21 protein-coding genes are annotated in these 23264 nt (G+C 62.2%); 9 read left to right on the top strand and 12 right to left on the bottom strand.

From position 1 onward, the window contains the following. Positions 1-23: 23 nt before the first annotated feature. Positions 24-458, top strand: coding sequence for an alanine racemase C-terminal domain-containing protein (locus LUA85_RS06170; RefSeq protein ID WP_231467875.1), 435 nt, complete (start codon positions 24-26; stop codon positions 456-458). Here the strand turns inward: LUA85_RS06170 and LUA85_RS06165 are convergent. The 3 genes from LUA85_RS06165 to LUA85_RS06155 all read right to left on the bottom strand — a co-directional run bounded on the left by LUA85_RS06165 (position 455) and on the right by LUA85_RS06155 (position 3395). Beyond that, entirely contained in the window at positions 455-1477 is a 1023-nt protein-coding gene (locus LUA85_RS06165; protein ID WP_231467873.1) for a cyanophycinase, read from the bottom strand. The genes LUA85_RS06170 and LUA85_RS06165 overlap by 4 nt on opposite strands. 29 nt (positions 1478-1506) lie before the next feature. After that, complete coding sequence (locus LUA85_RS06160) at positions 1507-2280, bottom strand: hypothetical protein (RefSeq protein ID WP_231467871.1); 774 nt, start codon at positions 2278-2280, stop codon at positions 1507-1509. A gap of 110 nt (positions 2281-2390) precedes the next feature. Continuing rightward, positions 2391-3395, bottom strand: coding sequence for an isopenicillin N synthase family oxygenase (locus LUA85_RS06155; protein WP_231467870.1), 1005 nt, complete (start codon positions 3393-3395; stop codon positions 2391-2393). Positions 3396-3529: 134 nt separating this feature from the next. Between LUA85_RS06155 and LUA85_RS06150 the strand changes: the two genes are divergently transcribed. From LUA85_RS06150 to LUA85_RS06130, 5 genes are all read left to right on the top strand, one after another. After that, positions 3530-4468: a LysR family transcriptional regulator gene (locus LUA85_RS06150; RefSeq protein WP_231471786.1), complete on the top strand. Its 939-nt coding sequence runs from the start codon at positions 3530-3532 to the stop codon at positions 4466-4468. A gap of 87 nt (positions 4469-4555) precedes the next feature. Further along, positions 4556-5455 (top strand): sterol desaturase family protein, encoded by a 900-nt coding sequence (locus LUA85_RS06145; protein WP_231467868.1) that lies wholly within the window; start codon positions 4556-4558, stop codon positions 5453-5455. Then, entirely contained in the window at positions 5452-7029 is a 1578-nt protein-coding gene (locus tag LUA85_RS06140) for a sulfotransferase (RefSeq protein WP_231467866.1), read from the top strand. Before LUA85_RS06145 ends, LUA85_RS06140 begins: the two co-directional genes overlap by 4 nt. Before the next feature lie 16 nt (positions 7030-7045). Next, positions 7046-7408 (top strand): hypothetical protein, encoded by a 363-nt coding sequence (locus LUA85_RS06135; protein ID WP_231467865.1) that lies wholly within the window; start codon positions 7046-7048, stop codon positions 7406-7408. A 117-nt stretch (positions 7409-7525) separates the two neighbouring features. After that, positions 7526-7864 (top strand): UrcA family protein, encoded by a 339-nt coding sequence (locus tag LUA85_RS06130; RefSeq protein WP_231467863.1) that lies wholly within the window; start codon positions 7526-7528, stop codon positions 7862-7864. A gap of 45 nt (positions 7865-7909) precedes the next feature. Here the strand turns inward: LUA85_RS06130 and LUA85_RS06125 are convergent, their stop codons facing one another. Genes LUA85_RS06125 through LUA85_RS06085 form a run of 9 tightly spaced genes read right to left on the bottom strand, consistent with a single transcriptional unit; the run spans position 7910 to position 18925 of the window. After that, positions 7910-8842, bottom strand: coding sequence for a YncE family protein (locus tag LUA85_RS06125; RefSeq protein WP_231467861.1), 933 nt, complete (start codon positions 8840-8842; stop codon positions 7910-7912). A gap of 36 nt (positions 8843-8878) precedes the next feature. Continuing rightward, positions 8879-10648 carry an allophanate hydrolase gene (atzF, locus tag LUA85_RS06120; RefSeq protein WP_231467859.1) on the bottom strand — a complete coding sequence of 590 codons (1770 nt, stop codon included), beginning with the start codon at positions 10646-10648 and terminating at the stop codon, positions 8879-8881. Next, positions 10645-14238: an urea carboxylase gene (uca, locus tag LUA85_RS06115; protein ID WP_231467857.1), complete on the bottom strand. Its 3594-nt coding sequence runs from the start codon at positions 14236-14238 to the stop codon at positions 10645-10647. Before uca ends, atzF begins: the two co-directional genes overlap by 4 nt. Next, positions 14235-14870, bottom strand: a complete 636-nt coding sequence (locus LUA85_RS06110; protein ID WP_231467855.1) for an urea amidolyase associated protein UAAP2 — start codon at positions 14868-14870, stop codon at positions 14235-14237. Before LUA85_RS06110 ends, uca begins: the two co-directional genes overlap by 4 nt. A 17-nt stretch (positions 14871-14887) precedes the next feature. Continuing rightward, on the bottom strand, positions 14888-15712 hold the full coding sequence (locus LUA85_RS06105; RefSeq protein WP_231467853.1) for an urea amidolyase associated protein UAAP1: 825 nt from the start codon (positions 15710-15712) through the stop codon (positions 14888-14890). Next, entirely contained in the window at positions 15709-16149 is a 441-nt protein-coding gene (locus tag LUA85_RS06100) for a CopG family ribbon-helix-helix protein (protein WP_371823709.1), read from the bottom strand. The genes LUA85_RS06105 and LUA85_RS06100 overlap by 4 nt, the downstream gene beginning before the upstream one ends. Positions 16150-16198: 49 nt before the next feature. After that, a complete protein-coding gene (locus LUA85_RS06095) occupies positions 16199-16993 on the bottom strand; it encodes an ATP-binding cassette domain-containing protein (RefSeq protein WP_231467849.1) in 795 nt (264 codons plus the stop codon). Beyond that, positions 16990-17805: an ABC transporter permease gene (locus LUA85_RS06090; RefSeq protein ID WP_231467847.1), complete on the bottom strand. Its 816-nt coding sequence runs from the start codon at positions 17803-17805 to the stop codon at positions 16990-16992. The genes LUA85_RS06095 and LUA85_RS06090 overlap by 4 nt, the downstream gene beginning before the upstream one ends. A 37-nt stretch (positions 17806-17842) precedes the next feature. Continuing rightward, positions 17843-18925: a putative urea ABC transporter substrate-binding protein gene (locus LUA85_RS06085; RefSeq protein ID WP_231467845.1), complete on the bottom strand. Its 1083-nt coding sequence runs from the start codon at positions 18923-18925 to the stop codon at positions 17843-17845. 19 nt (positions 18926-18944) lie between these two features. On the opposite strand from LUA85_RS06085, the gene LUA85_RS06080 reads away from it, so the two are divergent. From LUA85_RS06080 to LUA85_RS06070, 3 genes are all read left to right on the top strand, one after another. After that, on the top strand, positions 18945-19205 hold the full coding sequence (locus tag LUA85_RS06080) for a hypothetical protein (protein ID WP_231467843.1): 261 nt from the start codon (positions 18945-18947) through the stop codon (positions 19203-19205). A 490-nt stretch (positions 19206-19695) separates the two neighbouring features. Further along, positions 19696-22098, top strand: a complete 2403-nt coding sequence (locus LUA85_RS06075; protein ID WP_231467841.1) for a TonB-dependent receptor — start codon at positions 19696-19698, stop codon at positions 22096-22098. A 154-nt stretch (positions 22099-22252) separates the two neighbouring features. Further along, complete coding sequence (locus LUA85_RS06070) at positions 22253-23122, top strand: MBL fold metallo-hydrolase (RefSeq protein WP_231467838.1); 870 nt, start codon at positions 22253-22255, stop codon at positions 23120-23122. Positions 23123-23264: the final 142 nt, after the last annotated feature.

Here is a 23264-nt window from a genome sequence, read left to right as displayed (position 1 = left end):
AGACCGACCGCTTCATCCAGACGATGACGATCAAGTCGCGAATTGCAGCAGTCAACCGCTATCCGGCCGGGCAGACGGTGAACTATGACCGCACATACCGGCTGGAGCGCGAATCCTGGCTGGCGAATATCCCGCTTGGCTATTCGGACGGGATGCGGCGCGGGTTCAGCCATGCCAACCAGCCCGAATTTCCCGCAGAGGCGCGCAATCGCACTGAAGTGCTGATCGGCGGGCAACGCTTTCCGGTTGTCGGGCGGGTCACGATGAACACGCTGATGGTCGATGTCACCAGCTGGCAGGACAGGGTGCGGCTGGACGATGAAGTCGTGCTGTTCGGCGCGCAGGGCAACCAGCGGATCACGCAGGCAGAGTTCGAGGCGAACGGTTCGGCCTACGCGCCCGAAATGCTGACCGTGATGGGCGCGACCCTGCCCCGCGTATTGAAGAAGCGCAGTTAGGGCGTCTTGGGTTCCGGCCGGGACACGGGCGGCACCGGTACGCCGGACAGTTTGCCATCCATGACCGAAGCCGTGCCGACAAATGCCGGATTGGTGACCTTGAGCGTCGCCAGATCGAAGCGGCTGTGCGGGCCGATGCCGGTGATCCGCACCGGCGCATAATCGAGCGGCTGGCCGAGCTTTGCACGCCTGGGAAGGCCAGCCGGTTCCACCAGCCAGCCATAAGTGCCGGCAGGCGCCATCAGGCGCGCCGTGCCGTCACCCTCGACAACAATCGATGCGTCCTCATCCACGCCCAGCCCGACGATGTTGCGCGCACCGGCCTTGCGCTCCTTGGCGATGAACGCGATCAACCGGCCCATGCGCTCGCGGATCATGAAATGGGAATCGGTGAAGATGCGTTCCATGCGCGGCAAATGCAGGAAATCACTGTAATTGGTCACGCCGAGCGCCACAGGATTTTCGAGCGCTTCGGGTGACGTGATGCCATCGCCGAACGCGGCATAGCCATGCCAGCCCATGATCGCCAGGCCAGCGCTGGTGCCACCAATCGGCCGGTCTCTGGCCAGCTTGTCGATCAGGGTAGAAAGCGGCGTTGCCTGCCAGAAGCGCACGTAGCGCGATTGATCGCCGCCTGCGATGAAAACGCCGTCCGCCTTCTCCAGCGCGCTCAAGACACGCGGATCATAGGCTGCCTTGCGATCATCGAACACGAAAGTCTCGACCGAGGCGACGCCGCCGATGCTGTTCATGAATTCCTCGCCCGCTTGCCCGGCTTGCGAAGCGCGCAGCACGACGATGTGCCCGTGCCCGGCCTTGGCCACGAACCAGCGAAAGGCGTTCATGTCCCAATCGCCGCCGCCGGCCAGCAGCAGGCCCGGTTCGCGTTTGGCAGGCGTGGGCGCAGCGCGATCACCAATGAAATATCGCGTATAGCCTTCGGGAGTCGCCGATGCCGCTGCGGGAAGCCACAGCGCTGCGATTGCCATGGCCAACGCCATCAGAATGCGTCGGGTCATGGTCATGACAGGAAAAGCGGCCGCATCCCTCATCGCGCGATACTGGCATTGCGCAAGAGATGATCGCGTTCGTCATTGATCCAGACGCGCGCCGCTGGCGTTCCGGGCGTCTCGTTGTCGAACGCGAAATCGGGCACGTGAATGTCGAGCGAAAAGCACAACCGGAACGGCGCGCCGTCGATGACCCTTGCCAGGATGACGCGTCCTTCGGAATCGATCGCAAAATCTCCCGCCGCGATTGCCCCACCCACACGGTTCGGCTGGGTACTGTGGGTGATGGTTTGGCCGCCTTTGGCAATCGACACTTCGCAACTTTCGATCTGCCGTTCGGTTGCAAGGCCTGCGGCCAGTGATTGCAACAGGCTATCCGCGCCACGCAGGGCTTTATCGACCGAGGGCAACCGCGATTGCGCATATGCCACGTGATCTCCCGCGATCACAAGGCCACCTTCCATCGCATGGGTTTGCCCGGTCGCTTCATCCAGCAGATTGTGCAGGCGCAGGCCCAGCAGCGGGCCGCGTGTGCACTGTTGCCGCCAGTCTTCGACATAGGCCCCCGATGGCGCAAATTCGAGCACACTGTTGCCGATGAACGCAAGATTTGCCGGTTCAGGCCACTGGTTGCGCGGCTGGTAACCGCGGTCAATCGTCCACGACATTTGCTGCCTACGCTCGTCCCACAGCGTGTCGCCGGTCCAGCCCTGTCGCGCGGTGACGGGCGTGGCTGCCCCTTCAGGCAGGCGCAAGTCGATGGTGAAGCTGCGCGACTGGAACCAGTAGACGATCGTAGTGTCGTCAGTCATGCCATTGCAGAAGGTGATACTCCTGCGCCGGAATGCGCCCAGCAGGCGCCGCGGAAAAGCGGTGCCGTCCAGCCCGGTCGAGGGAAGCACGGCCACCAATTCATCGAGCGTCACGCGGTTGCCGCCGAAACACGCTGGCCGAAGGAATCGAGTGGGGCCGCCTCATGGAGAACAAGCTCCCCGCTGGCGATCCGGCGCTTGAGATAGGCGAATGTCTGCGCCGTCTGGTTGTACAGATGTTCCCCGCACCGCAGCGGCGCGTATCGCGGGGGCTGGCCTTTGACGACCGGCGCGACAACGTGATCGTAATCCAGCGAATGGAACAGCGCGAACGAGTAGCGCTCCTCTGGCACCTTCTTGACGCGGTGCCGAGTGGCGACATAGCGGCCATTCGAGAGGATCTCCATCATGTCGCCAATGTTCATGATCATTGCGCCTTCCACCAGCGGAACATCCTGCCAGTTCCCCTGCTTGTCCACGATCTGCAGACCGGGGGCGGTGGCGAACAGCAGGGTAAAGCATTCATAGTCGGTGTGCGATCCGATACCGGGCCTGTCCTGCGCACCGGCATCGAACGGATAGTGGATCATGCGAAGCTGGCTTGGCGGGTTGCGGGCCAGTCCATCGAAATGATGCTCGTCCAGACCAAGCGCCAGCGCGAAACCGCGGAACAACTGGCGACCGATCCCGGTGACATGCTGATAATAGGCCTGCACATCCTCGCGAAATCCGGGCATATCGGGCCAGATATTCGGCCCCAGCAGCCGCCTGCGACCGTCAATCCGCCGGTAATCGTGATTTATGTCGTACGCTTCCTTGAGATCTGCGGTGCCCTCGGCAAACTGCTCCTCGCCTACCGGCACATACCCGCTGTGGTTCTCGGACAGGCCGATATAGCTTGCCATCTTGGTCTTGTGATCAAGCGCGAAATACGTTCTGGCGCGGGCGATCAGCCGGTCGAACAGTGCACCTTCGAGTTGCCCGCCGGTGATGTAGAGAAACCCGAAATCCGCACAGGCCCGGTCCAGTTCGCGGGCCACCGCAAGCCGGTCGTCAATGGCATCGCTGCCCAGTCCTGAGATATCGACGATCGGGAGAAGGTGCGGTTCGGTCATGCTCACCGGAGATAGATTGGACAGGTCATAACGATAGACGGCTCATTTTTATGTTTTTCATCATTTTGATCTATGATCATGATCCTGAGGCGCTAAACACGCCAGATGAAATCCTTCAGACGAGAGACACCGGCATGAGCGATCGCGTGCCCCTGATCGACAAGAAATTTGCCAGCCGCGTCGACTGGAACCTTATGCGGACGTTCGTCGATATCGTGCGCGCGGGCGGAATCGGCGCGGCGGCGCGCCAGCTCAATCGCCAGCAACCCAGCATCAGCGCCGCGCTCAAGCGGCTTGAGGATCACGTCGGCACCACACTTCTGCACCGCACCGCCACTGGCGTGGAAATGACGGCGGCAGGAAAGGCGATGATGGCGCTGTGCGAGGACATGCTCGAATCCGCGCGGATGATGCCGCACCAGATCGCGCAGGCAACCAAGCGCGTCGAAGGGTTCGTACGCATTCAGATCGTTTCGGGCCTCGTCTCGCCTGAGTTTGACGAAGCCATTGCCAGCTTCCACCGGCGCAACCCTGCCATTCACATCGAAATCCGCGTCTCGCCCTGGCGCGAAGTTCTCGATGCGCTGGAGCAGGGGGAAGTGGAAATCGGCGTCGGTTATGACAGCAGCGTTCGTGGCAGCCTGATGTACGAGCCGTTGCTGGTGGAACGACAACAACTCTACTGTTCGCGCAGCAGCCCCTATTTCGGGCATCGTGTCAATCGGCTGAACGACCTCAAGGACGAAGGCTTCGTCCTGACCGGAGAGGACGAGATCGAGCTGATCACGCACTTGCGCCGACGTTACCGGCTGGGAACCAAGGTCAGCGGGCTTGCCGAAGATATCAACGAGGCGCGCAGACTGATCACGCTGGGCGTGGGGATCGGCTTCCTGCCCGTGCTTGCAGCCGAAAGCGGAGTGGCCAACGGCACGTTGTGGCCGCTGCTTCATGCCGATGTCGAACCCTCTTATGACATCTACCTGCTGGCGCGCGCGCAACCGGCGCGAGACACGGCAACGCAGCTGTTCTGGGATGAAGTGTTCCGCAGGGTCAGGGCGCTGCGCAGGTCATAATTCAAATCTATGTCTTTCATCGGGCATTTACGCCTGCCCTTATGATGCACCGCAGCGCAAAATTCCGGGATATTTCGGAGCTGCGCAATGCCAACGAGCATCAAGAACAAGGTCTTCAATCTGATCCCGCCCGCAATGATCGCGGCGGTACTGATGTTCTGGGCCTATGCCCCGAAGGCTGTTCTCGATCACGGCTGGACGCTGATCGTCACATCGTCGCTGATCGTGATCGTCGTGTTGCTGCTCGAACTGGTCAACGAACGGCATGCGGGCTGGCGCATGAACCGGCAGGAGTTCTTCACCGACCTGTTCTATGTCGTGCTGAGCGCGACGGTCATCTCGTGGTTGACCCAGACCCTGGTCGAAGACCCGCTGCTGGCTGCCAAGGAAGCGCTTGGGATCACCACCAAATGGCTCGTTCATGTGCCCTGGCTGGTGCAGGTCGTGATGGTGATCGTGATCTTGGAGTTCGGCCAGTACTGGATGCACCGGCTCATGCACAACTCGACGCCATTCTGGCTGACCCATGCGCCGCACCATCATCTAACGCAGCTCAACGCCGCAAAGGGCGCGGTCGGCAATCCGATCGAACTGTTCCTGATAAGCCTGAGTGTTCTGGCCTTCTTCGATTTCGACAAGACCGCGCTATTCGCCGGGATCAATACGATGGGCGTGATTTCCACCTTCGCCCACGCCAACGTGCGCGCCGATCCGCCGATCTGGTATTCGTTCTTCTTCACCACGATCCGCCATCACAGCCTGCACCATTCGACCGATTACGAGGCAACGCGTTGCAATTATGGCAATTCGCTGATCCTGCTGGACCGCATCTTCGGCACGTATCGCGAAGGCGAAGCGGCGCTCGTAGGGCAGGAGGAGCGCAAGCGGCTGACGATCTGGGAACAGACGATATTCCCGTTCCAGCCGGTGATCGAAAAGATCAAGGCCCGACGGACCGGCGCTGAACCCATGGCGCCAGCGGCATGATCCTGATGCGTTCCGGGCGAATTGAGGCAGCGCGACAGGCGCTGGTCCGGGGCGACATGGTTACAACGCACCAGCAGGCAACCGCCGCGCTTGCGGAAAATCCCGGCGATGCCGAAGCGCATTTCCTTGTTGGTATCGCCCAAGCCGGTACGGGCCGGATCACTTCGGCCATCGCCCATCTGGCGCAGGCTGTGGCGATCGATCCGCAGGGCGAATACCGCGCGCATCTGGCGCGGCTTTACACGCTGGTCCGCCGCGATGGCGATGCGGCAGCCACGCTGCGCGATGCCGAAATCGCGCCACCCGCCGATGCTCTTGGCCGTGACACGATGGGTTGTGTCTATGCCCGCCTTGGCAACCATGCAGCCGCTCTCGGCCACTTTGCCGAAGCGGTGCGGCTGGAGCCGGGCAACACCGAATACCGATACAATCAGGCGGTCACGCTCAACTTTCTCGGACGCACCGATGAAGCGGAAGCAGCGCTGGAAGCGCTGATCGCGCTCGCCCCTTCACAGGCCCGCGCACATCACCTGCTGTCCCGCCTGCGCAAGCAAAGCCGCCAGAGCAATCATGTCGAGCGGCTTGGACGGACTTACGCCGCGGCGCGCGAAGGCCGTGACCGGCTGCTGCTGGGCTATGCCCTATCCAAGGAACTGGAGGACATTGGCGAACCGGATCAGGCGCTTGATACGCTTTGCGCTGCGAACGCCGAACACCGACGCACCCTGCCCTACACTTTCGCCAGCGATTCAGCTTCTTTCGATGCGATAGAGGCAAGCTGGCCGAGATTGCAGGATGCATCGGTCAGCGGAGCATCTGAAGAATCGCCGATCTTCATCATCGGCATGCCGCGCACCGGTACGACGCTGGTCGACCGCATCCTCTCCTCACATCCCGATGTCGAAAGCGCCGGTGAATTGCAGGCCATGCCGCTTGCCGTGAAGAAGGCAGCCGGAACCCGCAGCCAGACCGTGATGGACGCCGAAACCATCGCCGAAGCGGCGCGGACCGATCTGGGCGCAATCGGGCATGATTACCTGCAGCGCGCCAGCCACCACCGCCGCAATCCGGCGCTGCGCTTTACCGACAAGTTTCCGGGCAATTTCCATTATGCGGGCTTCATCGCCAAAGCCTTGCCCAATGCCAAAATCGTCTGCCTGCGCCGCAATCCGATGGACACGGTGCTGGCCAACTTCCGCAACCTGTTTGCGATCAGCTCGCGCTATTACGATTACAGCTACGACCTGCTCGACATCGCCGCTTACTATGCGCGCTTCGACCAGCTGATGGCGTTGTGGCGCGCGGCGCTGCCGGGGCGCGTACTGGAACTGCGCTACGAAGACCTGGTCGCGGACCAGCAAGGGCAGACCCGCCAGTTGCTGGCCCACTGCGGGCTGGACTGGTCGGACGATTGCCTTTCGTTCCACACCAATGCCGCACCCGTTTCCACGCCGAGCGCCGCGCAAGTGCGCCGCCCGATCTACGCCGACTCGGTCGCGCGCTGGAAGCGCCACGCCGAAGTGCTCGAACCCGTCCGCCGCTTCTTCGAGCGGGCCGGCATCGCCATCGATTGAAAGGAGGCTTAGGCCCATGATCGGTCTCAAGACATTTGCACTGAGCACGCTTCTGGCAAGTGGCATGGCTGCACCGGCCCTTGCCGCGCCTGCACCCTCAGCAAAGTTGGTCAATTGCGGGTCGGAAAGCTGTCTGCTCGTTTCCGGCCACCGTGACGAGGCGACTTCGGAAGTCAGCATCAACGGCCATGTCGTTGCGGCGCAAGGCGCGCGCAAGTGGCGCCTACGCTTGCCGGTAAATACCGTGCGCGCCTGGTCCGAACCTTATGCGCGAACGATTTCGGTGTCCGTGGCCGGGGCCGAGCATGAGGCGGACCTGCCCATCGGCATGCTTGGCCACACGGGCAATCTCGCCATCCTGGTTGTCCGGGTGAAGTAATACCGCCCAAACCTTATAGTAATAAAACAACAAATTTGGGTTCAATATTGAAAGTTTCATCCCGCGTTGCTATGTGAGTGGCAGCCGCCATAGAGCGGTGCCCGTTCTACGCAGGAGATGACGTTGAAGATTGGCCACGTGGCACTCGCCACTCTCGCATTCGCGACCACGGTTCCCGCCGCCGCCGCGACCGAAAATCCCTTCGCCCGTGACAAGGCCGTCCTGAACCTTCAGGATCTCAACCTGTCCACCGCCGACGGTCAGGAACGCCTTGCCATCCGCATGGACCAGGCTGCGCGCGCCGTGTGTGGCGATCGTCTTTCGGGTGTGCACCTTGCACTTGAAGCCAAGACGCAGGAATGCCGCGCCGCGGTCGTCGCCGATGTCCGCGCGCAGATCGAAACCCGGCTTGCTGCTGAGCAGGGCACTGCTGTCCGGCTTGCCGCGCGCCGTTGATTCAGCCACATTCGCGGCCTGACAATCGTCGGGCCGCGAATGTGGTCATTTCCCCGGCGTCAGGACTGGCGCAGGCCACCATGTCAGCGTGTGCACATCGTGGGCAGAGGTCCACAGGCCGTCTGGCGTAAAGCGCAACGCGCCGCTGCCCTCCGCCTTGCCCAACCGCGCAGTGACCGTAAGCGTTGCCGGATCGATCGCAACGAAAGTCTGGTCCTCGGTCGTGCGCAGCCACACCATACCCGCGCCCGTATCGATATCGCCATATTTCAGCACCGCGCCAACCTTGACCCGGCCTGTCACATCCCCTGTTTGCGGATCGATGCGCGCCACCGTGCCATCGCCCTGCTCCTGAACCCAAACCGCACCTTCGCCAGCCGCGAGAAAGCCCGGCACTTTACCCAGCGCCGTGGTTTTGACGACAGCATTGGTCGCAGGATCGATGCGTTGGATCGCGCTGCTATCGCTGCTGACCGCCCATAGCGATCCAAATCCGAACGCGAGGTAATGCGTTTCCGGGTTCACCTTGATCCGGGCCGTGACCTTGTTGGTTGCCGGATCGATGCGCGAAACGATCCCTTTCGGATCGCTGGCGACCCATACCGATCCCGCACCCGCCACGACATTCAGCTCGCCCTTGGGATTGGCGATGCCGGTGGCAATCGTGGCGATCTTCTCGGCCTTGGCCGTATCGATGCGGATGAGCGCATTTTCCTTGCAATCGGCAACCCACAGGCTGCCCTCGGCAACGGCCATCGCCCCGCAGGGACGCCCCATCGCAACACCGGCAAGCTTGCCTTTGCGGGACCAGCGCTCAACCCTGCCCGCATTCGTGGCCCACACGCTGTCACCGTCCACCGCAAGGAAATCGGCGAAACCGGGAACGTCGATTACCTGTTCGGCATGTGCCAGCGCAGCGGACGAAATCCCGCAAAGGCCCGCTGCCATTGCGGTGGCTATCACTCGAAGCTTCTGCATCGTCTGCCCTTTCGTCGTGGTGATTCGAGCTTCGCGTCAGGCGCGCGATGCAATGTACGCGCGCCAGCCGCCAAGACTGGTGATGTCCTCAGCCCCGGTCAGCGCGCGCGGTTCCGAAACGAAGCCTTTGACGCTGGTGCCGTCCGCCAGCGTGACGGTGCCGATGGCAAGCGGAGCGGGCACTTCGACCACGAAGCTGCCAAATTCAGCCACACCCAGTTCATAGACTTCAACGGCAATCGCCGCGCCATCCGTACTATGTACCAAGGCCGGCTTGGGCGGCACACTATCGGCCATGGCATAGAGACGGTAAGTCGGTGCCGTTTCGAATGCGCCGACGAACGTGGCATTGCGCGATGTAAGCTGCCAGTGGAGCGGCATGTCCTTGAGGTGAGCGCCCACAACGGCGAGTTTCACGGTCTGCATTTTGCCCTCCAGATCGAGCGGGGGTAGCGATGGGAGGTCCGCCACCGCGAGATAGGCGTCTGCAATGTCCAGCAGCGCAGCGTCGGTATCGGCCGGGCCGATAAGCGTAATCCCGAACCCGGTGGCATTGCCACGCATTCCGGCAGGGATCGCCAGTGCTGCCATGTCGAGCAGATTGACGAAGTTGGTGTAAAATCCCAATGCGCTGTTCAGCGCAATCGGTGCGGCCTGAAGTTCGGCCACGCGATATGTCGTGCCCGTGGTGGGAAAGGCCATCAGGTCGATGCTGTTCCAAAGCTGGTCGGCATGACGCTTCAGTTCGGCAAGGCGATAGATGCCGTTGAACAGATCGACCGCACCGATTTCCAGCCCCGGAGACACGACTTCGCGCACCGTCGGATCGATGGCATCGGGATTGCTGGCCAGCAGACTGGCAAGGGCGGCAGTCCGTTCGGCCACCCACGGCCCGCTGTACAGCAACTGCGCCGCTTCCTGCAGCGGCGCGTAGTCGATCTCTACCACCTCGCCCAGTTCGCCCAGCTTTTCGAGCGCGCGATCATAGAGATATTCGGCTTCGCCATCGCCGAAGAACATGCGCTGGTCACGGCGCGGGACACCGATGGTCTTGCGCTCGAGGGGGCGGTTGGCAAGCGGCTTCGAATAGGCATCAGCCGCATCGAAGCCTGCCACGACCGCGTCGATCAGGCGGGCATCGGCGATGTCATCCGTGAAGACGCTGATGCAATCGAGTGTGCGGCAGGCGGGCACCAGCCCCCGGTTGCTCCACCGCCCCTTGCTCGGCTTGAACCCGATCAGGTGCTGGAACGCCGCGGGGACACGGCCCGAACCGGCGGTGTCGGTGCCCAGCGCGAAGGCCACCAGCCCCGCCGCCACCGCGCTGGACGAGCCGGAACTGGACCCGCCGCTGACGTAGGCAAGGTTGTAGGCGTTGCGCGGCGCCCCGTAAGGACTGCGCGTACCGTTGAGGCCGGTGGCGAACTGATCGAGATTGGTCTTGCCGACGCACAGTGCCCCGGCCGCGAGCAGGCGTTCGACAACCGTAGCCGAAGCATCGGGCAGATAGCCAAAGGCCGGACATGCCGCAGTGGTTTCGAAGCCTGCGACGTCAATATTGTCCTTCACGGCGAAAGGCACACCGGCCAGTGGCAATACCTCGCCAGCGGCAATTCGCGCATCGATGGCGCGCGCGGCGTCGAGCAGTTGTTCAGGCGATGCGCGGCTGATCCAGATTTGCGGCTGGATACTGTCGTAGGCGGCAAGGCATTCCAGCGTCTCCTCCGCCACGGCGATAGCGGTGGTCTGCCCGGCCTTGACGGCCTGCGCGATAGTCGCAGCGCGTATGCGGTCGAGCCTGATCATGCGTGCCTCGTCAGGGCCAGGATCGGCGCGCCGGGCTGCACGGGCTGGCGTTCCTGGGTGTAAAGGGCGGCCACCGTTCCCGCATTCGGACTATCGACCCGGCACTCCATCTTCATCGCCTCGATGATCGCTATCGTATCGCCTGCGGCCACTTCATCACCCACGGCGACAAGCATCTTCCACACACTGCCACCGAAGGGCGCTTCGACCACGTCTGCACCGTCGGGCACCTGAATTGCGCCGGTTTCAGCAACTTCGGGTTCGGCAAGGTCCGTCCGGTCGAATTCACCGCGGCGTTGCCATTCGGCACGTTCTTCATCGAACGCGGCCTGACGCTGCGTTTCGAAGGTTGTGATTGCCTCAGCATTGTCGGCAAGAAACGCGCGATAATCGGCCAGGCGGAACTCTGATGGTTCGATGCGGATGGACTGCCTGCCTGTGGGGAAATCGCGGCGCCATTCCGCCAGTTCATCCGCGCTTACCGGATAGAACCGGATCTGATCGAAGAAGCGCAGCAGCCACGGCTTGCCTTCGATGAAGGCATCGGTCTGGCGGTGCGTGTTCCACACCTGAATGGTCCGCCCGAACAACTGGTATCCGCCCGGCCCCTCCATGCCATAGATGCACATGTACGCCCCGCCGATGCCGACGACGTTGGGCGGTGTCCAGGTGCGCGCCGGATTGTACTTTGTCGTCACCAGCCGGTGGCGCGGATCGACTGGCGTTGCGACCGGCGCGCCAAGGTAGACATCGCCAAGGCCGAGGACGAGATAGTTCGCCTCGAAGATCAAATTCTCGACCGCCGCCTGATCCGGCAGGCCATTGATGCGGCGGATGAATTCGATATTGTCCGGGCACCACGGCGCGTCATCGCGCACCGCGCCCATGTATTTCTCGATGGTCTCGATGGTCGCCGGATCGCGCCAGCTCAGCGGCAGGTGGACGATGCGTGAGGGGATCGTGAAGTCCTCAAGATCGCCCAGCCGTTCTTCGGCGGCAATCAGCGTGGTCAGGGCCGCGCCCTGCGTCATCGTCACGCCATCGAAATGGAACTGGAGCGAACGGATGCCGGGCACGATGTCGATCACGCCGGGCAACGCCATGCGCTCAAGTTCGGTCATCAGCGCCTGAACGCGAATGCGCAGTTCGATATCGAGCACGATGGGACCGTATTCGACAAGGATGTTGCGATCGCCCTGCTGGCGATAGACCGTGCGCGGACGCTTGGGACCTTCGGCAATCTCGCCGAGAATGGGCGAAAGCGTTTCGATGGGCCGCGCCGGGCCGATACCATGGCTTTCGCCGGTTGCAAGCAGGCGGCGCTGCAGCGTGTCGGCAGCGGCGGCATCGACCGAATTGACCGGCACGAAACGCAACTTGTCGCCCGGTGAAAGCTGACCGATCTTCCAGCGATCCGCCGCGATCACTACGAACGGGCATACGAACCCGCCCAACGACGGGCCATCGGGACCGAGAATGATCGGCATGTCGCCGGTAAAGTCCACCGCGCCAATGGCATAGGGATTGTCGTGGATGTTGGACGGATGCAGCCCCGCCTCTCCGCCATCCTTGCGCGCCCATTGCGGCTTCGGGCCGACAAGGCGGACGCCGGTGCGATTGCTGTTGTAATGGACCTGCCACTCTGCCGCGACGAAGGTGTCCACGTCTTCATCCGTGAAGAAATCAGGTGCTCCATGCGGGCCATAGAGGACGCGCACTTCCCATGTGTTCGACAGTTCGGGCACTGCGACCTTTGGCAGCGCGCTTTCCCCGATCTCGTCACCCAGATGCAGCGTATCGCCTGCAAGCAGCCGCCGCGCGGCGTGTCCGCCGAACTGGCCGAGCTCGAACGTACTGCGGCTGCCGAGGTACGGCGCGATGTCCAGCCCCCCCGCGAGCAGGATATAGCCGCGCAGGCCGCCGCCGTTGACCCGGCCAAGCGCAAGGGTCTGCCCTGCTGCGACACTGATCGCGACACCGCGCCTGACCGGGGCACCATCGAGAGTCGCGCCGAAATCGGCACCTGTCAGACAGATGCGACTGGCGGAATTGAACAGCAGCGTCGGGCCGGTGATCGTTACTTCAAGCCCCGCCGTACCTTCCGGGTTGCCGAGCAGCCGATTGCCCAGACGGAAGGATTGGTCGTCCATCGGCCCGGAAGGCGGCACACCGACCGACCACAGCCTTTGTCGACCCGGCCAGTCCTGCACGGTCGTCGCCGTTCCGCCGCTGATGATCTGTATGCTGCGCGGTTTGTAGGCGATGTCGGCCAGCGCGCGGGTGGAAACCTCGCCGTTGACGAAGGCGGAGGAGCGAACCACATCGCGCAACCAGCGCAGGTTCGTTTCGATGCCGTCCACGCGGGAATGATCGAGCGCGACCTGCATGGCCTTGACCGCCGCTTCACGCGTATCGGCGTGGACGATCAGCTTGGCCAGCATGGGATCATACCATGCGCTGACGGTGCTACCGGCCATCACCCAGGTTTCGGCGCGGATATCCGCGGGAAAATCCACTGCGGTCAAGGTGCCGGAGGTGGGACGATAATCCAGCGCCGGGTCTTCGGCATAGAGCCGTACCTGCACCGAATGGCCTGAAGGCGTGGTTGGCGCGGAATCGAGGAAGGCAAAATCCGCGCCACCGCCCCGCACCATCCATTCAACGAGGTCGATCCCCATGACCTCTTCGGTCACGCCATGTTCGACCTGAAGGCGGGTATTCATTTCGAGGAAGAAGAACTCCTCCCGCTCGGCGTCGTAGAGGAACTCGACCGTACCAGCCGACCGATAATTGGCGGCCTGGCCCAGCCGGATGGCGGCGGCAATCAGGTCGGCACGGACGACCGTGGGCAGCAGCGGTGCCGGGGCTTCTTCCACCACCTTCTGGTTACGTCTCTGGAGCGAGCAATCGCGTTCACCCAGGGCCACGATCCGGCCCTGCCCGTCCCCGAAAATCTGCACCTCTATGTGGCGCGCCCGACGGATATAGCGTTCGAGGAACACGCCGGAATCACCGAAGCTGCCAAGACCCTGCCGCGCAACGGTGGCAAAGCCATCGCGAACGTCGGCCTCATCCTCGCAGATGCGCATGCCGATGCCGCCGCCGCCAGCGGTCGCCTTGAGGATGACCGGATAACCGATGACATTCGCGGCCTGTGCGGCTTCGTCTTCACCGGTAAGCAGGTCTGTGCCCGGCGCCAGCGGCACACCGTGCGCCGCAGCGAGCGCACGGGCGCTGTGCTTGAGGCCGAAAGTACGCATGTTTTCAGGCGTCGGCCCGATGAACACGATGCCCGCCTCGGCACAGGCTTCGGCGAACTCGGCGTTTTCGGCAAGGAAGCCGTAGCCCGGATGGATCGCCCCTGCCCCGGTCCTGCGCGCGGCATCGAGGATCGCGGGGATATTGAGGTAACTTTCCGTCGCGCGCGCGCCGCCGATGCAGACGGCTTCATCGGCCTGCGCGACATGAAGCGAGTCCACGTCGGCTTCGGAATAGACCGCCACCGAACGCAGGCCCATCGTTTTCAGGGTGCGAATGATCCGCGTGGCAATCGCGCCACGGTTCGCAATCAGGACAGTGTCGAAGTTCATGCTGTCACGATCATCCTGACGGGGGTGGGATTGAAGCCGTTGCAGGGATTGTTGATCTGCGGGCAGTTGGAGACGACCACGGTCACGTCGATCTCGGCGCGCAGGTCCACGGTCAGGCCGGGTGCGGAAATGCCATCGACGATGCCGAGCGATCCGTCCGCTTCAACCGGCACGTTCATGAAGAAGTTGATGTTCGAAACGATGTCGCGCTTGCCGCGCCCTTCCAGCAGGTTCGCCTCAAGGAAGTTCTCCACACAGGCATGTTCAGACTTGGTGTGGTGGCCATAGCGCAGCGTGTTGGACTCGCACGAACAGGCCCCGCCGATCGTGTCGTGATAATCGACCGAGGTGGCCGCGATGGTCATCATCGCACGGCCTTCGTTTGACCGCAGCACCGTACCCTGGCGCAGGAACAGGTTGCCCTGCGCCGCTACTGTATCCTGCGCACTGTAGCGCTCGGCATCGTCAGCCGTGGCATAGAGCAGGAAATCGACCGCCTGATTGCCTTCGAGATCGACAATGCGCAGGGTCTGCCCGGCGGCGACATGATGGAGCCACGGTGCGCGGGCGGGCACGATGACATCGTGGACGACGGTGCCGGAAAGCCCGGCGAGATGCGGATCGACGCTCATGGTGGATGTGCTCCTGCTCAGCGGCGGAAATAGTCTTCGACGTTCAGGAAGGCGCGCAGGCCTTCGGGCGTCGCCATGCGGATGGGATCGTTTTCGGGCGTGATGGACCCGCGCCACGCGGTCGCGCGCAAAGGCGTAACGCTATATTCGGAGCGCGGATCGAGCACATGCGGGCAGTTCGCGATCACCACGATCACGTCCATTTCCGCGCGAAGCACCACGCTGCGGCCCGCCGCATAGGGGCCGACCTGCGGAACGATTGCCCCGTCTTCGGCGATGGCCGCGCCCTTGAACAGGTTCACGCAAGGGTGCACGTCGCGGCGCTGCAACCCGTGCTTCGCCGCGCCGAGCAGGAATCGGTCACGCCCGCTGGGATAGGCGCCGCTGTTGCGGCCTTCGCCATATTTCGCGGCATTGGTGGCAGCGTTCGAGGTGCCGCAGAACGCATCGTGCGTATTCGCATCGTCCTCAAGGAAGCTCATCATCACGCGGCCCATGTCCGAAAGCAGCAGTTTGCCCTGGCCCAGATAGGCGTTCCACTGAACCTTAACCGTGTCGGCCACGTTCAGCCGTTCGCTCGGCATTTCGGCGTTGAACACCAGCAGCGAGGCGCAGGCATCGCCCTTGAGATCGATCAGCCGCAACCGCGCGCCGCGCGAAAGCCGCCGCGTGGCATAGCCGCCTGCCGCGATGGTCTCTTCCCACACCAGATCGTCTGGTGTCACGCCTTCGGGCAGGTCGCCCGCAACCGGGGGCAGCACCGGCATGGATTCGACTACGGTGCCGGCCATCTTGCGCGCATGATCGCGGGCGGCCAACGGGTTTGCGAGGTTTGCGCTCATGCGGCGGCTCCCTTGGGATTGTCCCCGGCGTCCGGCTCGTACAGCGGCGGCAACAGGGCAGTGGTGGTGACAAGCTGGAGCTGATGCACCCCGCGCACCCGGCGCAAGGCATCGCACAGTTCCTTCAGCCGCACGGCGGGGCCTTGCACCAGCAGGACTTCGAGCGACTGGTCGTCCTCCAGGAAGACGTGCTGCGAGGAGATGACTTCCTTGAGGTAATCGGCCTGCGTCTGGGCAAGCTGATGGCGCACCCGCCCGCGATCCCCGCGATAGACGATGGTCACCGTGCCCGCGAGCATCTCGTCCGGGCGGGTATAGGCCTCATGTTCTGCCAGGGCATGGCGGATCAGTTCGGCAATCAGTTGCGAACGCGAAGGCAGGCCGCGCTCTTCCACCATCACGTCGAGCTGGCGGAACAGTTCGCCGGGAAGGCTCATCGAAAGCCTGGCAAGGCTCGTGGGTTCGGTACTCACGGTTTGCGCACTCTCAGCTGTTGGAGACTTGGGCGAGTGAAAGGGGCAGGACATCCGCCGGTTCGGGCGGAGTGTCAGGGCGCAGCGTCAGATCGTAGACGGCGGTCGCGCCGAAGCGGTGCGGAGCATGCGGATCGTGGCGGCGCTTGTCGAGCGCGAGGACGCGCGTACCCAGCGTGAAAGCCTCGCGGATATCGTGCGTCACCATGATGATCGTCAGCGCATAATCGCGCCACAGTTGCCTGGTCAGCACATGCATGTCCGCCCGGATGCCGGGATCGAGCGCGCCGAAGGGTTCGTCCAGCAGCAGGATGCGCGGGCGCTTGATCAGGGCCTGCGCAATGGCCAGTCGCTGTTGCATCCCGCCCGACAGTTGCGCCGGATAGAGGTGCATGGAATCGCCCAGGCCGACCGCCTTCAGCATTTCTTCCGCCTCTGCCGTAGCTGTTGCGCGGGCCGTACCGAACAGGCGGGCGGTAAGCGGGGCCTTCGCGCATTCCAGGCCGAAAACGGTGTTGCGCAGCGCCGACAAGTGCGGAAACACGGAATAGCGCTGGAACACTACCCCCCGGTCCGGCCCGCATTCGGGCGCAAGCGGCGCGCCGTCGAGCATGATGGTCCCCCGCGTTGGCTGTTCCTGACCCAGGATGATGCGCAGCAGGCTGCTTTTGCCCGCACCGGATGGTCCGACGATCGAAACGAAGGACCCTGCCTCGATATCGAGATCGACCTTTTCGAGAACGATCTTGTCGCCATATTCGACCCAGACGTTCTTGAGGCTGAGAATGGGGCTGGAAATTGCGCTCAATGGCTCGCTCCATGTGCCCAGGGGAACACGCGTTTGCTGGTATGGGTCAGCGCCACGTCCATCACGATGGCGAGCAGCGCGATCCACGCGACGTAGGGAATGATCACGTCCATCGACAGGTAGCGCCGCACCAGGAATATCCGGTAGCCAAGCCCCACGTCCGACGCGATGGCCTCTGCCGAGATCAGGAACACCCACGCTGGACCGAGTGCCAGCCGCACGGCATGGATCAGCCGGGGCATGGCTTGCGGCAGGGCAACGCGGATCATGATCTGCCAGGAGCTTGCGCCCAGTGTCTGCGCCTTGACGATCTGTTCGGCAGGCAAGGCGGAGACATGCGCAGCGATGTCGCGCACCATCACCGGGGCAATGCCTATGGCGATAAGGGCCACCTTTGCGGTTTCCCCCAGACCCAGCGCAATGAACAGGATCGGCAGCAGGGCAATCGGCGGGATCACCGCGATGCCGGTTACCAGCGGCCCGAAGGTGGCGCGTACCGGCGGCAGCACACCCAGCACCAGCCCGACCACCAGCGCGGTCATCGTGGCGATACCAAGTCCCAGGCCAAGCCGTTGCAGGCTGGCGAGCGTGTCCGTCCAGAACACGAACTGCCCGGTCAGCATGTCGGGCTGGAACATCAGCGCAGACATCGCCTGCGCCATGCCACCGGGCAGCGGCAGGATCTTGTCCATCGGATTGTCGGCATGGCGCTGTGCGGCAACCAGCAGGTAGAGGATCACCAGGAGCAGGATCGGCAGCGAACCCAGAAGGATGCTGTTGCTCCGGCGAACATGTCGGTTCACCCAACGCATGATCGTTCCCCTATTTCGCCAGACCGGGCGTGCGCGATCACAGCTTGCCGTCTGCGGCAAGCTTCATGAATGTGTCGTCGAAGCGCAGCGTCACAAGCTGCGGATCGCCGAGCGTCTTGCCGCCGGGGAAGGAAATGCCCACCGCATCGGCAGAGGACGCGCCCTTGAACAGACCCTTCGAGAAGCTGAAATCACGCACCAGCGTCATCGTCGAAACAAGCGCGGGCGAAGTCGTGGCGGCCACAGCAGCCTTGGGATCGGCATAGAGGAATGTCGTGGCCAGCTGGCCATCGAACATTTCCGGCGTCGCGCCTGAAAGCTTGGCCATGGCGGCGCGGGCTTCCTTGCCTTGCGCATCCTGCCGCTGCATCAGCGCGACGGTTTCATACCAGATGCCCGCCAACGCCTTGCCAAGGTTCGGATTGGCCTTGAGCGTGGCGGTATCGACCACCATCAGGTCAAGGATTTCGCCCGGAATATCGGCCGAACTGAACACCTGCGAAACGCCCGGCTCCGCTTTCATCACCGAAAGTTGCGGGTTCCACGCGACGGCGGCAGTCACATCAGGCGCACCGAACGCACCGACAATATCCGCATCCGAAGTGTTCACGGTGGGCACATCGGTGGGCTTCATCCCGGCCTTTTCCAGGCCGCGCGCCAGCAGGTAATGCGACACTGAAAGCTCAACCAGATAGGCTTGACGACCCTTGATCGCGCCAAGCGTGTTTGCGCCCTTGAGCAGGATGCCATCGTTGCCGTTCGAATAATCGCCAACGATGATCGCGCTGGTATCCTTGCCGCCTGCTGCGGGGATGGTCAGCGCATCCATGTTGGTAACGGTCACGCCATCGAACTTGCCGGCGGTGTACTGGTTGACCGATTCAACGTAGTCATTGACCTGCACCAGGTTGATCTTGATGCCGTATTTGTCCGCCCATTTCTTCATGATCCCGGACTGTTGCGCATAAGGCCATGGCATCCAGCCCGCGTAAATCGACCAGCCGATGTTGAATTCGGTACGCGGTGCCGCGTTGGGATCTGGCGACTGCGAGCAACCCGCCAGCATGAGCGCTCCAGCCATCAGCACTGCGGTGCCGAATTTGCCAACAAGCTTGATCATGATTCGATCCCCTTTCGCAATGCAGCATCACCAGACTTGGCAGTCTTGTCCATCGAAAAATATTACCATTGTGAAAAAAGGTAATACCGAAAAATCTGGGAGGCCGGAGCACGTCTGCGCAGGTTCGATGATCGCGGCTGCAAGCGGAAACGCCTCCAGCGCCCGACTCGCAGGGAATGTACGTTCAATGCCTGCACCGAACCAGGCGATTCGCATGTACGCTGAATCATCCATTGCAGCGATGGCGCTTGCTTGGTTTAATCAAGCCTCATCTGTGTAACCGAATTGTCGGAAAACTGCCATTTTGTGCATTGCAGCACGGCCTTTGGTTCATACTGAGCAAGTGCGAAATTATTACGCTTGACGATTTCCGTAATATCCATACCGTATTGGTCATCGCCCTTCGAGGCGGCGAACGCAAAAATAATGACAGTACCGGCCAGGGCCGGTTCAAAGTGAGGGTTCGTGGATCGACAGCAGGCCTTCAACGCTGCTCTTCCGGGTCAAAGCCACCGATCGTCGGTGATGCCCGCATCGCAAGCTGCGTTGTCCTGCTGCCCGCCCTTCAGAATGCCTTTGCAAAAAGCCGTGGCTGCGCAGCAGCGCCGGACAAGCTCTTACGCACTCAGCGTCGGGGGACATGGAATAGTTATGCGCAAAGGCCGTAAATCGGCCGAAAAAGGCGCCGGTCCGGCTTGAACGCCGGGTTAGAGCGTCAGGGAGAAGGATGTCACGGACGACTGGCAAAACCGCAAGGGGTCGGAGTGACTATGAAACTGTTTCGCAACACATTGCTCGGCGCGACCATGCTTATGGGCGTCGGTACCACTTCGGCTTTCGCTCAGGAAGCTGCCGCTGATCCCGAACAGGGCGGCAACGCTGGCGAGATCGTCGTCACGGCAACCCGCCGCGCGACATCGCTGCAGGACGTGCCAATCAATATCAGCGCGGTCGGCGCCGAACAGCTTTCGCGCCAACGGCTCGATGACGTTCGCGACATTGCAGACTTCACGCCGGGCATGACCATCGCCGACACGGGTCCGGGTTCGACCGGCACCATCGTGCTGCGCGGCCTGAACGCGTCGGACACTGACTCTTCCGGCGCGTCCTACGACGATTCACTGGGCGTCTATCTCGGCGAAGTGCCGCTCTATTACGACTTCAAGCTGCTCGATATTGCTCGCGTCGAAACCCTGCTCGGACCGCAAGGCACGTTGTATGGTCTTGGCACCCTGGCTGGCGCGATCCGCAACATCCCCAATCGCCCGAACCTCGATACCGTCGAAGTCGAGGCGCATGGGCGGCTGTACGGCAAAAGCCAGAGCGGCGATGTCGGCGTTCAGGTGGACGGCGTCATCAATCTCCCGATCATCAAGGATCACATCGCCTTCCGTACGGCGACCGGCTACTACTTCGATCCGGGCTTCATCGATTACACCCTGCTGTTGCAGGAACCCGGCGTTTCGCTGCCACAGCCTAGCGGCCCTACGGGTGTGACACCTGCTGACTATGCGGCGAACCTGACCAGCCAGTCGGACCTCAATTTCGAAAAGACGTTCAGCACCCGCAACCAGCTGCTGTTCCAGTTCAGCGAAGACTTGAAGGTCAATTTTACTTACGCCTATCAGGAAACCACGACCGACGGCGGCCAGTACAACAGCAACGGTGTGCTGGGCACAGGGCGGTATGAAAGCGCCGCCCGCTATATCGAACCGGTCAGGCGCCGCGCGCATCTGGGCAGCATGGAAATCAACGCCAATCTGGCCGATATCGCCGATCTCGTCGCGACGACTGCCTACACCCACGTCAAGAACAACGCTCAATCGGACAACACCGACCTGCTGCTCGACCTCGACTATGGCTACGAAGACTTTCCGGCCTTTTCGAGCTACAACGAGAGCCAGAACACGCGCAAGCAGTTCAACCAGGAAGTCCGCTTCGTTTCGCGCCACGGCGGTCCGTTCAACTGGGTCCTTGGCGGCTTCTACAACGAGCAGAAGCGCCAGCAGGATTACCGGGAAATTCTTCCCAACCATCCATGGGTCGAATTCGGCACGCAGCCAAACCCGGATGAGGTCGAATACGCTTCCTATGTAAGATCAAAGGTCACCGAAAAGGCAATTTTCGGCGAAGGCACGTTCAAGGTAACGCCTGCATGGCAGGTTACCGCCGGGGCGCGCTATTTCGGATATACTTCCGAAGTAGCTGGCCGCGCAACGCTGCCGCTGCTGGGCGAACCGGTCAGCCCTTACGACCTCCCGTCGGCCGGGGGCACCTCGAAGAAGAGCGGCTGGGTGTGGAAGTTCAACAGTTCGTACAACTTCACGCCTGACATCATGCTCTATGCGACTTACAGCAAGGGCTATCGCATTGGCGGACCGAACACGGTTGCACCTTGTGTGTTGCCGCTCGATCCCACGCAGCAGAACGTCTGTGCCTTGCCGAACGAAATCCAGTTCGGTCCTGACACCACCAAGAACCTCGAAGTCGGCCTTCGCGCACAGCTCTTTGACCGCTTGCTGACAATGAACGTGAACGTCTACAAGATCGACTGGGAAGGCATTCAGGTCGACTCTGCCACGATCAACGGAATCGTCGGTATCACCGTCAACGGCGGCAAGGCCAAGTCCGAAGGCGTCGAGGCGTCATTTCAGTTGAAGCCGGTCACGGGACTGTCGATCCAGGGCACCTATTCCTTCAACAATGCAAGGCTGACCGAGGACGTTCCCTCGATCATCGCGGTGAACAGCCCTGCCGGGACATATCCCAGCTCACCGATCCAGCTGGATGCACTGGCGGGTGATCGCCTGCCCGGATCAACCCGGAACAGCGGCAGCCTTGGCGCGACTTACACTATGCCGATGGGCGAAGGGGACATCGTGGCGGACTGGACCGCAACCTATCGCGGCGATGTCGTCACCCGTCTCGGCTGGGACCGCGCCTTTGGCGACAAGTTGCCGGGCTTCGTGCTGCACCGCGCGTCGGTTGCCTATGAGACGGACAAGTTCAGCCTCGGCCTGTTTGCGAACAACATCTTCAACAAGTTCGCGGTCGTCTCGGTCGCTAACGATCGGTCACGCGTTGGCCTGAACGATGGTGTGCTGCTGCGCTACTACAAGCGCACTGTCATCAATCCGCGCACTGTCGGCATCGAAGCGCGCTTCAAGTACTGATCCGGCAATACGGGGTGCTCCCCTGAAATGGGGGCACCCCGGCCTTCTTCGGCTGGCGTTCAGGAAAGGATCGAATGCGATGATTTCTGGCGCGAAGACCTTCAGTAGACGGTTCCCCACCCACATTGCGGCTACACTTCTGGTGGCCTATGGAATGATTGCATATCCGGCTGCCGCCGCCAAACGTGCTGCACCGCCCGTCCTGTTTGCCGAACGCTGGATCGACGGCACCGATGGCGCGGAACCGGCCACGCAAGTCCAGGCGCTCGACGCCGATACTTACGTCATCCGGCAATCGGTAAAGACCAACTTCGAAGCGCCGTTCCTTTACCTGATCTTCGGGCGCGACAAGGTGCTGCTGATCGACAGCGGCGCCGAAGGCGGCCGCATCAGGCCGGCCGTGGACAGACTGATCGCGGATTGGCTGGTGGCGAACAAGCGCTCCGAAATTCCGCTGATCGTGGCGCACAGCCACAGCCATGGCGATCATATCGCAGGCGATGCCGCATTTCGCGACCGCCCCGGCACCACCGTCGTCGGACTGAAGCCCGTAGACGTGGCAACCTTTTTCGGCATCGGCAAATGGCCTGAGGAAATCGGCCGGTTCGACCTTGGCGGGCGTGTGCTGCGCGTCCTGCCCACGCCGGGCCATCAGGCCGCCGCGATCATGGTCTACGATCCCCGGCTGAAAATCCTTCTCTCTGGCGATACGCTCTATCCCGGACGCCTCTACGTTCCGGTCAATTTTGTGGGCGACAATCGCGCCAGCGTCGATCGCCTTGCCGCCTTTGCCGCGCGGCACCCGATCCGCGCGGTGCTTGGCGCGCATATCGAGATGACGCGGACGCCGAGCCGCGATTACGGCCACGAAGCGCCGACGCATCCTGACGAACACCGCCTTGAACTGGGTGCAGGCAGTATCGGCGAATTGCAGGCCGGATTGAAGGCAAAGCTGGACGTGCCCGATGCGCCGCAGGTCCACGATGACTTCATCATCTACCCGGTGGCCGCCCGTGCAGAGTGACGCCATAGATCAAATCTATGAGATCGATACCGCAATGCCATCTGGCGTGATGAGGCAATATTTACGACGCTGAAATCACACACGATGTTATATCCAACGCTTCTGCGCACTACGGCAAGGCCCACGCGCAGAACCAAGATCG

The organism is Novosphingobium sp. CECT 9465 (genome assembly GCF_920987055.1).
Lineage (GTDB): Bacteria > Pseudomonadota > Alphaproteobacteria > Sphingomonadales > Sphingomonadaceae > Novosphingobium.
The sequence above is the reverse complement of the archived record's forward strand: the minus strand, read 5'-3'. Positions and strand labels throughout refer to the sequence as shown.

Bases quoted from the DNA above. Each gene is read 5' to 3' on its own strand.
- LUA85_RS06100 (WP_371823709.1), bottom strand. From the start codon at position 16,149: ATGAGCCTTCCCGGCGAACTGTTCCGCCAGCTCGACGTGATGGTGGAA.
- LUA85_RS06080 (WP_231467843.1), top strand. From the start codon at position 18,945: ATGCAGCATCACCAGACTTGGCAGTCTTGTCCATCGAAAAATATTACC.
- LUA85_RS06145 (WP_231467868.1), top strand. From the start codon at position 4,556: ATGCCAACGAGCATCAAGAACAAGGTCTTCAATCTGATCCCGCCCGCA.
- LUA85_RS06110 (WP_231467855.1), bottom strand. From the start codon at position 14,870: ATGAGCGTCGATCCGCATCTCGCCGGGCTTTCCGGCACCGTCGTCCAC.
- uca (WP_231467857.1), bottom strand. From the start codon at position 14,238: ATGAACTTCGACACTGTCCTGATTGCGAACCGTGGCGCGATTGCCACG.
- LUA85_RS06150 (WP_231471786.1), top strand. From the start codon at position 3,530: ATGAGCGATCGCGTGCCCCTGATCGACAAGAAATTTGCCAGCCGCGTC.
- LUA85_RS06085 (WP_231467845.1), bottom strand. From the start codon at position 18,925: ATGATCAAGCTTGTTGGCAAATTCGGCACCGCAGTGCTGATGGCTGGA.
- LUA85_RS06165 (WP_231467873.1), bottom strand. From the start codon at position 1,477: ATGACCCGACGCATTCTGATGGCGTTGGCCATGGCAATCGCAGCGCTG.
- LUA85_RS06160 (WP_231467871.1), bottom strand. From the start codon at position 2,280: ATGACTGACGACACTACGATCGTCTACTGGTTCCAGTCGCGCAGCTTC.
- atzF (WP_231467859.1), bottom strand. From the start codon at position 10,648: ATGATCAGGCTCGACCGCATACGCGCTGCGACTATCGCGCAGGCCGTC.
- LUA85_RS06155 (WP_231467870.1), bottom strand. From the start codon at position 3,395: ATGACCGAACCGCACCTTCTCCCGATCGTCGATATCTCAGGACTGGGC.
- LUA85_RS06130 (WP_231467863.1), top strand. From the start codon at position 7,526: ATGACGTTGAAGATTGGCCACGTGGCACTCGCCACTCTCGCATTCGCG.
- LUA85_RS06170 (WP_231467875.1), top strand. From the start codon at position 24: ATGACGATCAAGTCGCGAATTGCAGCAGTCAACCGCTATCCGGCCGGG.
- LUA85_RS06090 (WP_231467847.1), bottom strand. From the start codon at position 17,805: ATGCGTTGGGTGAACCGACATGTTCGCCGGAGCAACAGCATCCTTCTG.
- LUA85_RS06070 (WP_231467838.1), top strand. From the start codon at position 22,253: ATGATTGCATATCCGGCTGCCGCCGCCAAACGTGCTGCACCGCCCGTC.
- LUA85_RS06125 (WP_231467861.1), bottom strand. From the start codon at position 8,842: ATGCAGAAGCTTCGAGTGATAGCCACCGCAATGGCAGCGGGCCTTTGC.
- LUA85_RS06075 (WP_231467841.1), top strand. From the start codon at position 19,696: ATGAAACTGTTTCGCAACACATTGCTCGGCGCGACCATGCTTATGGGC.
- LUA85_RS06105 (WP_231467853.1), bottom strand. From the start codon at position 15,712: ATGAGCGCAAACCTCGCAAACCCGTTGGCCGCCCGCGATCATGCGCGC.
- LUA85_RS06140 (WP_231467866.1), top strand. From the start codon at position 5,452: ATGATCCTGATGCGTTCCGGGCGAATTGAGGCAGCGCGACAGGCGCTG.
- LUA85_RS06135 (WP_231467865.1), top strand. From the start codon at position 7,046: ATGATCGGTCTCAAGACATTTGCACTGAGCACGCTTCTGGCAAGTGGC.